Below are 8352 nucleotides of genomic sequence, written 5' to 3'. Positions count from 1 at the left end.
CGATCGCGCATGCCGAGGCATCCGTCGCTCATTCTCGCGCCGGCGCCGACGCAAGGTCGCGGCTGCTGTCGGCCCAGCACGAACTGGCCCAGGCGCGGCAGGCGCAGGATCCGGTCGCGGCGCTCGACGCCGCACGGCGCGCGATGCGCGACGCCGAAGACGCCAAGGCGCTGGCCGACTACGCCCGGCTCTCGCAGACGAGCCATTGAACCGGGGCCCTCGCTAGGGTGATCCCATGAGCGAGGCGCCGACCCGCAAGCCGAACGCCGTACTCACCGCAGCCCGCCGAATCCCGGCGACGCTCGTGATGATCTCACTGATCCTCGCGGCCGGGATCATCTGGCAGGGGCTGTGGCGCCCGTTCGAAGACACCGCGCTGTTCGATGTCGTCGCGTACGGCCTGCCCGCCCTCGCCGACGGGCGATGGTGGACGCCCGCGACCGGGACGTTCTTCGTCAACCAGCCGTGGGTCTACCTCTTCACCATCGCGGGCTTCGCGGGCATGGCGTACCTCGAGTTCCGTCGCGGGCCGGTCGTCGCCCTCGCCTACTACTGGGTGGGGCAGCTGTTCGCGATCTTCGCCACAGCGCTCGTGCTGTGGATGCTGTCGCAGCTTCCGTGGGGGTGGGCCCAAACCCAGGCGCAGGCACTCGACGTCGGAGCGTCGGGCGGCACCATGGCGTGCATCGCCGCCGCGATCGGCCTCTTCGTGCCGCCGTGGCGGGTGCGCGCCTGGCTGGTGCTGCTCGGCTTCGTGTTCATCGCGATGGTCTTCTGGGGAGCACTCGCCGACCTCGAGCACCTGCTCGCGGTGCTGCTCGTGCTCTTCGTCGAACGGTCGCTGCGCATCCAGCGCACGACCGTGCGCGAGCAGCGCCTGCTCGCGTTCATCGCGGTGCTGGTCATCGGCGCGACGCAGGTCGTCACGATCCTGGTGCCGACCGATGGCCCGTTCGGCCCGACCGAGCCGGTGTCGGGCGGTTTCGTCGACTTCGCGATCGACACCGTCGTCATCCTTCTCATCGCCAACGGACTGCGGCGCGGTCGCCGCTGGGCGTGGGTGCTGGGCGTGATCCTCGCGACCTTCAACGTGCTGACGGCCGCGATCATCGTCGCCGGCGTCGTCGCCACGAGCGAGGCCCGCGTCGAGGCGGTGATCGACGGCGAGACCGAGCTCGCGATCGCGAGCGGCGTCCTGTGGCTGCTCATGGTGATCTATCTGATCTGGGTGCGCCGCGCATTTCGCGCCCGCCGCAGGTCGGCGATCGGGCAGCAGCCCGCTCCGGCCGTCGACGACGTGAAGGCCATGCTGCGAGCTGACGGCGGCGGCACGCTGTCGTGGATGACCACGTGGGACGGCAACTCCTACGCGCGCACGACCGACGGCATCGTCGCGTACCAGCGTCGCGCCGGCGTGGCGCTGGCCCTCGCCGACCCGTTGGGGCCTGCGTCGACGCGCGCGGCATCCGTCGACGAGTTCATCCGCATGGCTGAGCACGCCGGGCTGGTGCCGTGCTTCTTCAGCGCCGATGAGGCGACCCGCGCCGCGGTGCCGGCGACCTGGCGCAGCCTTGTGGTCGCAGACGACACGATCGTCGACCTGCCGGGGCTGCAGTTCACCGGGAAGCAGTGGAACTCCGTGCGGTCATCGCTCAATCGCGCGGGGCGCGAAGACATGACCTTCCGCATGACCCGCCTGGCCGACGAGTCGTGGGGCGTGCGGCAGCAGCTGCGCGCGATCTCGGAGATGTGGGTCGGCGACAAGGGACTGCCCGAGATGGGCTTCACCCTCGGCACCCTCGTCGAGGCCGAGGATCCGGAAGTGCGTCTCGCTCTCGCGATCGCGCCCAACGGGGATGTCGACGGGTTCCTGTCGTGGCTGCCCGTCTACGGCGGCGACGGCAGGGTTCGAGGCTGGACGCTCGATCTGATGCGGCGCCGGGACGGCGGCTTCGCGCCGGTGATGGAGTTCCTCATCGGGTCGTCGGCGAAGCTGTTCTCGGAGGAGGGCGCACAGATCATGTCGCTGTCGGGCGCGCCGCTCGCCCACGACTACCCGCCCGGCGCCGGGATGATCGCCACGCTCAGCGACAGGCTCGCCGCGATCCTCGAGCCGGTCTACGGCTTCCGGTCACTGCACCGCTTCAAGCAGAAGTTCCACCCGCGGTACGAGACGATGTATCTGCTCTACCGAGACGAGAGCGACCTCACGCGCGTAGGCGGGGCGCTCACGCGGGCGTTCCTGCCCGACGCGACGCTGCGCCAGTTCGCGGGAGCCGGGCTCGACCTCGTGCGCGGCGAGCGCGACTGACCCGGCCACGCGGTAGCGCAACGGGCTCGTGCGAGCTGCGGCATCCGTCCCGTGCAGAACAGGGATGCCGCAGCCCGCAGCCGTTCGACAGGCTTGGCTCGCTCGACTCAGAGCGGGCGGATGTTCTCGGCCTGGAGGCCCTTCGGTCCCTGCGCGATGTCGAACTCGACGCGCTGGTTCTCCTCGAGGGAGCGGTATCCGGACGACTCGATGGCGCTGTAGTGCGCGAAGACGTCAGCGCCGCCTTCATCGGGCGCGATGAAGCCGAATCCCTTTTCCGAGTTGAACCACTTGACGGTGCCCTGCGTGCTCATTACTTGCCGTTCTTCGTTGGACTCGCTGCGATTTGCGGCGGGTTCCTCCCAACGTAGTGAAGTGCACGCCGCGCGGCGAGAGCCCGGACGAAGATGGTGACACAAATGTTGCAGAGTGTGGCACGCGGGCCATCGCACGCCCGGGCTGAGCGGAGCTCGAAGCCCGGGCGTCGACGGATCCCCCCGGATAGGCCACGCCGGAGCGTGACATCGCAATCGTACCGATATATCACCGTCGCAGCGACAATCGGACGCCGCGGATCAGGTCTCTGAAAGGTGCGCGATTGCACGCACCGTCGCCCGCAATTCGGGTCTATGCATTGGAAAAGTCCGTCGTACACTTGTCGCACATATGACAGCTCCGTTCGTCGCGATCGAGCCGCGCCGCACCGTCCTCTGCGACGAGGTGTACGCCCGGCTCGGCGAGGCGATTCTCGACGGTCGGCTGGCGCCGGGGGAGCAGCTGCGCGACCAGGAGCTCGCCGAACGGCTCGGGGTCTCGCGCACGCCCGTGCGGGAGGCGCTGCAGCGGCTCGCACGAACCGGCCTGGTCGAGGTGTCGCCGAACCGCTACACGCGCGTGTCGATCCCCGACGCTCCGCTGCTGAAAGAGACGCACGAGTTCGTCGTCCTCATGCTGGGCAACATCGTGCGCCTGGCCGTCGCCCGCTGCTCCGACGACGAGCTCGGAGTGCTGGTCGGGAAGCTCGACGACGTCATCGCCGCATCGCGGGACGACGACCGCCTCGGGATCATCGACCGCAGCGCGACCTTCTTCGCCTCGCTCACGCGCGCCGCCAGCAATCGCGCCTACGTGGTGGTCATGCGCGAGGCGGAGTTCGTCATCCGCCGCAACCTCGCCGGGTGGCATCCGTTCATCGAATGCCCGATCCGGCGCAGCGAGGCGTACGAGCGCCTCCGCGACGCGCTGCTGGCGCGCGATGCCGACTGGGCCGAACGCGCGCTGCGCGCCCAGCACGGGCTCGACTGACGTCGCTTCTCACCGTCGGCGGTCGTCGCTACGTTGGGCAGGTGCACCACATCGAACTGCGCCCATTGGAAGACGACGACCTCGATGCCGTCTTCGAGATGATGCGCGACCGCGACGCGATCGACATGGCGGCGTTCACCGCGAAGGATCCCCACGACCGCGCCGCGTTCGACGCCTGGATCGAGCGTCAGCGCATCTCGCCCGACGTGCAGTTCTTCGTCGTGACCGAGAACGGCGGGTTCGCGGGAACCGCGGGTGCGTTCACCGTCGACGGCGATCGCGAGGTGACGTACTGGATCGCCCGCCACGCGTGGGGCCGCGGCGTGGCGACCGAGGCGCTGCGACTGCTGATCTCGCGCGAGCCCACGCGGCCGCTGTTCGCCCGCGCCGCGGCGCACAACACCGGGTCGATCGCGGTGCTCGAGCGCAACGGCTTCACCGAGGTCTCGCGCAACGTCGACTTCGCTCCCGGCCTCGGCCGCGAGGTCGAAGAGATCGTCTTCACCCTCGTTCCCGCCCTCGACGGCGTGTGACGTCCGGCGTCTCGCGCCACCTGGGAACGTCGATGGCTCCCGCTCGTGCATGCCTTCGCAGGAGCCAGCCGAGGAAGATGCATCCCGCCGCCGCGAACATCATCGGGGGAAGGGCCGCCCCTGTTCCCGCGAGTTGTCCCGGCCCAGGAGCGGCTACCGGCACTGTTGCCGTGGCGGTGTTGGACGTCACTGTGACGCCTCGAGCGTCTGTTGCTGTAGCGGTCGCTTGGTTCACGACGGCGCCCGCTCGGGCTTCGCGGTTCGTGATCGTGTGGGGCGCCGTGGTGCACACGGTCGCCTGCCCAGGCAGCAATCGGGTTGCCTCACACGTCACAGCTCCGGCCGTTGAGTCCTCAACCGCGAGCTCTTGCAGGGTGATGTTGCCGGTGTTCTCTGCGACAAGTGTCCATGTGATCACGTCGCCCGCGTCGGTGAGGGCGGTGTCATTCGCATCGGTCACGTGACCGACCTTGGTCAGAAACAGCGCGGGCGCAGGAGGGACAGTCAACCGAGCGGTGGCGACATTCGAGATCACCTCGGCGGTACTGGCCGTGGCTCGACCGACAGCGCGAGCGGAGTTCTCCAGTGTCCCCGCATCGACGTCCTGCTGTAGCACCGTATAACTCGAGCGACACGTTGTGAGCTCTCCGGGATCGAGAGCGCTAGCGGTGCATACGGGCGCGTCGAGCACGCCGGCTCCCGTGAACGACAACTCGTCGATGTGAAGGTCCTCCAGTGCAAACTGGCCGGAGTTCGTGATCTCGTACTCGAAGGTCACAGTCTGCCCGACGGTCAAAAGGGTGATGGGCATCCCGTCCGATTGGACCGTCTTTGCGAGGCTCAGGGATGTGTTCACGACGCTGGCTTCGGTGATTGCGCTGCCCCCACCGCAATCGGCCGCACAGAAAAGGTTGGACGGCGTGATGACCGCCGTGTTGTCGGCGGAACCGACGGTGGTCGCCACCCCCGTGATCGTCAACTCCGCGGTAGCATCGGGCCAAAGAGTCACAGTCGCTGACACGTTGTTCCCGGCCGTGTCTGACGAGCAGGTGCCGACCCCGGCGACAGTGCACGTCGCCGAAGTGACGGCGATTGCGGGGGGTACCGCGTCGTCGATGGCTGCCGTACCGGGCGCGGTGCCGTCGTTCGCGACGGCGACGGTGTAGGTGACGGTCTGCCCGACAGCGTAGGCACTCGCATCCGAGCTCTTGACCTGGGTGAAGTTCGGTCTGTCAACGGTGAAGCTGACCGAGGACGCGTTGTTCGACGTGTCCGAGTCGACGACTCCGTTGTCTCTCTGAACTGGATCACCGGACTCGCCGACGGTATTGGATTCGAAGTCGGTGGGAATGAGGGCTGTATTGGAGTACGTTCCGGCGGGCGCCCCGAGTGCGACGATGGCCATCACCGTCACGACTACCGAGCCCCCAGCGGGGGCTGCCCAGTCAACGGAGACCACGGGTCCCGTGCCGGAAGCGCTCGCACATATCGCGCCTGGGGATGGGTCGCACGTCCAGCTGACATCGGTGAGCGGAAGCGAGCTCAGGTCGTCGAACACCCGCGCGGTTCCGGTGGGCGGGTCTCCGATGATCGAGGGGCCCGCGTTGCTCGCCGTGATCAGGAATTCGACCGCATCCCCGGGTAGGAAACGCCCGGGGCCGAGAACGGGGTTGCCCGGCGTGGCGGGTGCCAGTGATTTGCTCAGTTCCGCGTCGGTGTAGGCGGAAACCTTGATGGCGCGGATGTCGTGGTAGTCCGTGGCACCCCCTGTCGACGCGGAGAAGCCCAACTTCAGTGTCTCGGGCAACGGCGCCTGCCCAGGAGTGGTGTCGAGGTTGACGTCCAGTACGCCCACGAGTGCACCGTGTGGCTGGCTCTTGGGAGTGAGCCCGCTGATTGCGACGGAGACCTGCACGGAGTTCCCGACGGGCGAAACCCGAACGCGGACGTGTCGATACAACGACGCCGGGTCCAGCGCGGGATCTGTCCTGTCACCGGCCACGCCAGTCCACAGGTCGGGAACCGTCGCACCCCCGACCCACGGGTAATTCGCAATCGACGGGTCCGTGCACGGCTGCGTCCCTGACCCTCGCACACCGATCCCCGATGGGCTCACACCTGGCCCTCCGACGGAGTTCGGGCGGGGGACGGCGTAGTTGCCGTAGATGTCGAACCCGACACCCATGTACCCACCGGTCACCCCACAGGTCACCTCGTTTCCGGCATAACCGAGTCCACCACCAAACCCACCAGCGGTGACCGAGGAACTTCCGTCGACAAGGTACATCGCCATCCCGTCTCCTGTGCGAGCAGGAAGCGAGTCACCGGTGTGGCTGATGCCGCCAGCCTGACGATAGTCGAAGTCGACGACGAAACCCGTGGACGAGGGGAACGCAACATCGTTCAGAATATTGGTGCTCTGATTCGTTCCCGCGTTCGTCAATCGAAGCCAGTTGTCCGAGGTGTACGTATTGCCGGTGGATCCGGTCCCGCTCACGATGCTGTCCCAGTTCGGGTTCGTCGTGCCCGGTTCCCCGGCCGTGTCATCCACGATGGGGAACGGGGGTATGGCATGGGCGCTGGGAACGCCCACTGCCAGTGACAGGATCACCAGCAGCGGCACAACCGCCAGGCCGGTTGCGGCAACGACGCGCCGGCCTCCGAGCGCGGTCATGTCCACTTCTCGGCCCTCCATCGGACTGTTGGCTGTGATCATAGCCAGGTGGCCCGGCGTTTAGCCAGGGGGCCCGAACTTGACGACCTGAGAACGCGACGGCCACGTCCCGCCGTGAGAAGCTGCAACATGGAAGAGCGAGAGGCCCCCAAGGGGCCTGCTCGTGTTGGTGCGGTGCCGCCGTAGGGCAGCGAAACGACAACCCGGCCGAAATCTTCACCTCGACCGGTCGTCTAACGCACATTCACGGGGACTGTGGGTTCGAACCCGACAGCGCCTCTTGTGCGCGAGGGGGGAGTTGAACCCCCACGCCCTTTCGGGCACTGGCACCTGAAGCCAGCGCGTCTGCCTATTCCGCCACTCGCGCGAACCGCAGCATCCGTGGATCCTGCGAGACTCAACTTGCCGAGGATATCACGCACCACCCACCGCAGCCGAACTCGCCCGGTCCACAGGCCTTCCATCACTGGTACAGACTGTGCAATTAGCATGTACCAGCCGGCACCCCCCGTCCGAGGAGCCTTGTGGGACTACTTGACAGCTTCGAGAAAGGTCTCGAACGCGCTGTGAACAGCGCGTTCGCCAAGACCTTCCGCAGCGGCATCCAGCCCGTCGAGATCGCCTCTGCGCTCCGCAGCGAACTCGACAAGAAGGCCGCTGTCGTCACGCGCGACCGCATCCTCGCGCCCAACACCTTCTCGGTGCGTCTGTCCGCATCCGACGACGACCGCATGTCGGCGCTCGGCGACGCCCTGATCCACGAGCTCGACACCCTCGTGCACAAGCACGCCAAGGCGCAGGGCTATTCGTTCGCGGGGCCCGTGTCGATCACGCTCGCACGCGACGAGCAGGTGTCGACCGGCACGCTGCGGGTCGAGTCGTCGACCGCGCAGGGCGGGCGAGTGGCGTGGCGCGGCGTGGTCGACATCGACGGGCGTCGCATCCCGCTGGCGAAGTCCCGCACCGTGATCGGACGCGGCAGCGACGCCGACATCACCATCGCCGACGCCGGCACCAGCCGCAGGCACGTCGAGATCCTGTGGGACGGCGAGCGCGCGATGGTGCGCGACATGAAGTCGACGAACGGCACCAAGCTCAACGGCAGTCCCGTCACCGAGGCCGCGCTCCCGCCCGACTCGACCGTGACGATCGGGCGCACCGATATCGTCTTCCGCGTCGTGGCCCACGCGTCGCCCCCCAAGCCCTCGATGCCCGCCGGCGAGGCGACACACAGGTTCGACCTCCGGGAAGGAGGCCCGCTGGCATGAGCGACCTGAGCGAGCTGACTCTGCTGCTGCTGCGCATCGCCTTCCTGGTGCTGCTGTGGGCCTTCGTGTTCTCGGTCGTCTACTCGCTGCGTGCCGACCTGTTCGGCGTGAAGGTGCGACGGATGCCCGAGCCCGCGGCATCCGCGGCACCCGGGGCCGCGGCATCCGCCCCCTCGCCGTCGTCCGCGACCGCCCCGGTCTCGTCCCGTCCCCCGGCCGCTCCCGCTACGGCGGGCGGACCCGCCACGACCGACGCCGCCT

The 8352-nt window shown here is 67.9% G+C and carries 6 protein-coding genes, 1 tRNA gene and 2 pseudogenes; 6 read left to right on the top strand and 3 right to left on the bottom strand.

All coding sequences use genetic code 11. The features are described from left to right. Together EIO58_RS08815 and EIO58_RS08810 are read left to right on the top strand one after the other, a co-directional pair. A pseudogene (locus EIO58_RS08815) lies at window positions 1-209 on the top strand (hypothetical protein); the annotation flags it as partial. 26 nt (window positions 210-235) lie between these two features. After that, entirely contained in the window at window positions 236-2311 is a 2076-nt protein-coding gene (locus tag EIO58_RS08810; protein ID WP_127819217.1) for a bifunctional lysylphosphatidylglycerol flippase/synthetase MprF, read from the top strand. Between the two features lie 107 nt (window positions 2312-2418). Here EIO58_RS08810 and EIO58_RS08805 read toward each other — a convergent pair whose 3' ends face one another. Then, complete coding sequence (locus EIO58_RS08805) at window positions 2419-2625, bottom strand: cold-shock protein (protein WP_127819216.1); 207 nt, start codon at window positions 2623-2625, stop codon at window positions 2419-2421. A gap of 352 nt (window positions 2626-2977) precedes the next feature. On the opposite strand from EIO58_RS08805, the gene EIO58_RS08800 reads away from it, so the two are divergent. Then, entirely contained in the window at window positions 2978-3616 is a 639-nt protein-coding gene (locus EIO58_RS08800) for a GntR family transcriptional regulator (protein WP_127819215.1), read from the top strand. Window positions 3617-3657: 41 nt separating this feature from the next. Further along, complete coding sequence (locus EIO58_RS08795; protein ID WP_127819214.1) at window positions 3658-4149, top strand: GNAT family N-acetyltransferase; 492 nt, start codon at window positions 3658-3660, stop codon at window positions 4147-4149. Here the strand turns inward: EIO58_RS08795 and EIO58_RS08790 are convergent. Together EIO58_RS08790 and EIO58_RS08785 are read right to left on the bottom strand one after the other, a co-directional pair. Beyond that, complete coding sequence (locus EIO58_RS08790) at window positions 4118-6823, bottom strand: DUF7507 domain-containing protein (protein ID WP_164861598.1); 2706 nt, start codon at window positions 6821-6823, stop codon at window positions 4118-4120. The two genes, EIO58_RS08795 and EIO58_RS08790, sit on opposite strands and share 32 nt — an antisense overlap. Window positions 6824-7106: 283 nt before the next feature. After that, a tRNA-Leu gene (locus EIO58_RS08785) sits at window positions 7107-7190 on the bottom strand. Window positions 7191-7347: 157 nt separating this feature from the next. Between EIO58_RS08785 and EIO58_RS08780 the strand changes: the two genes are divergently transcribed. Both EIO58_RS08780 and EIO58_RS08775 read left to right on the top strand, forming a co-directional pair. Continuing rightward, window positions 7348-8091: an FhaA domain-containing protein gene (locus EIO58_RS08780; RefSeq protein WP_127819212.1), complete on the top strand. Its 744-nt coding sequence runs from the start codon at window positions 7348-7350 to the stop codon at window positions 8089-8091. A 5-nt stretch (window positions 8092-8096) separates the two neighbouring features. Further along, window positions 8097-8352, top strand: a pseudogene (locus EIO58_RS08775) (FHA domain-containing protein FhaB/FipA); the annotation flags it as partial.

The organism is Microbacterium sp. CPCC 204701, from assembly GCF_004010105.1.
Classification (GTDB): domain Bacteria; phylum Actinomycetota; class Actinomycetes; order Actinomycetales; family Microbacteriaceae; genus Microbacterium.
Note: the sequence above shows the minus strand (reverse complement) of the source record. Positions and strands in the feature narration are given on the sequence as shown.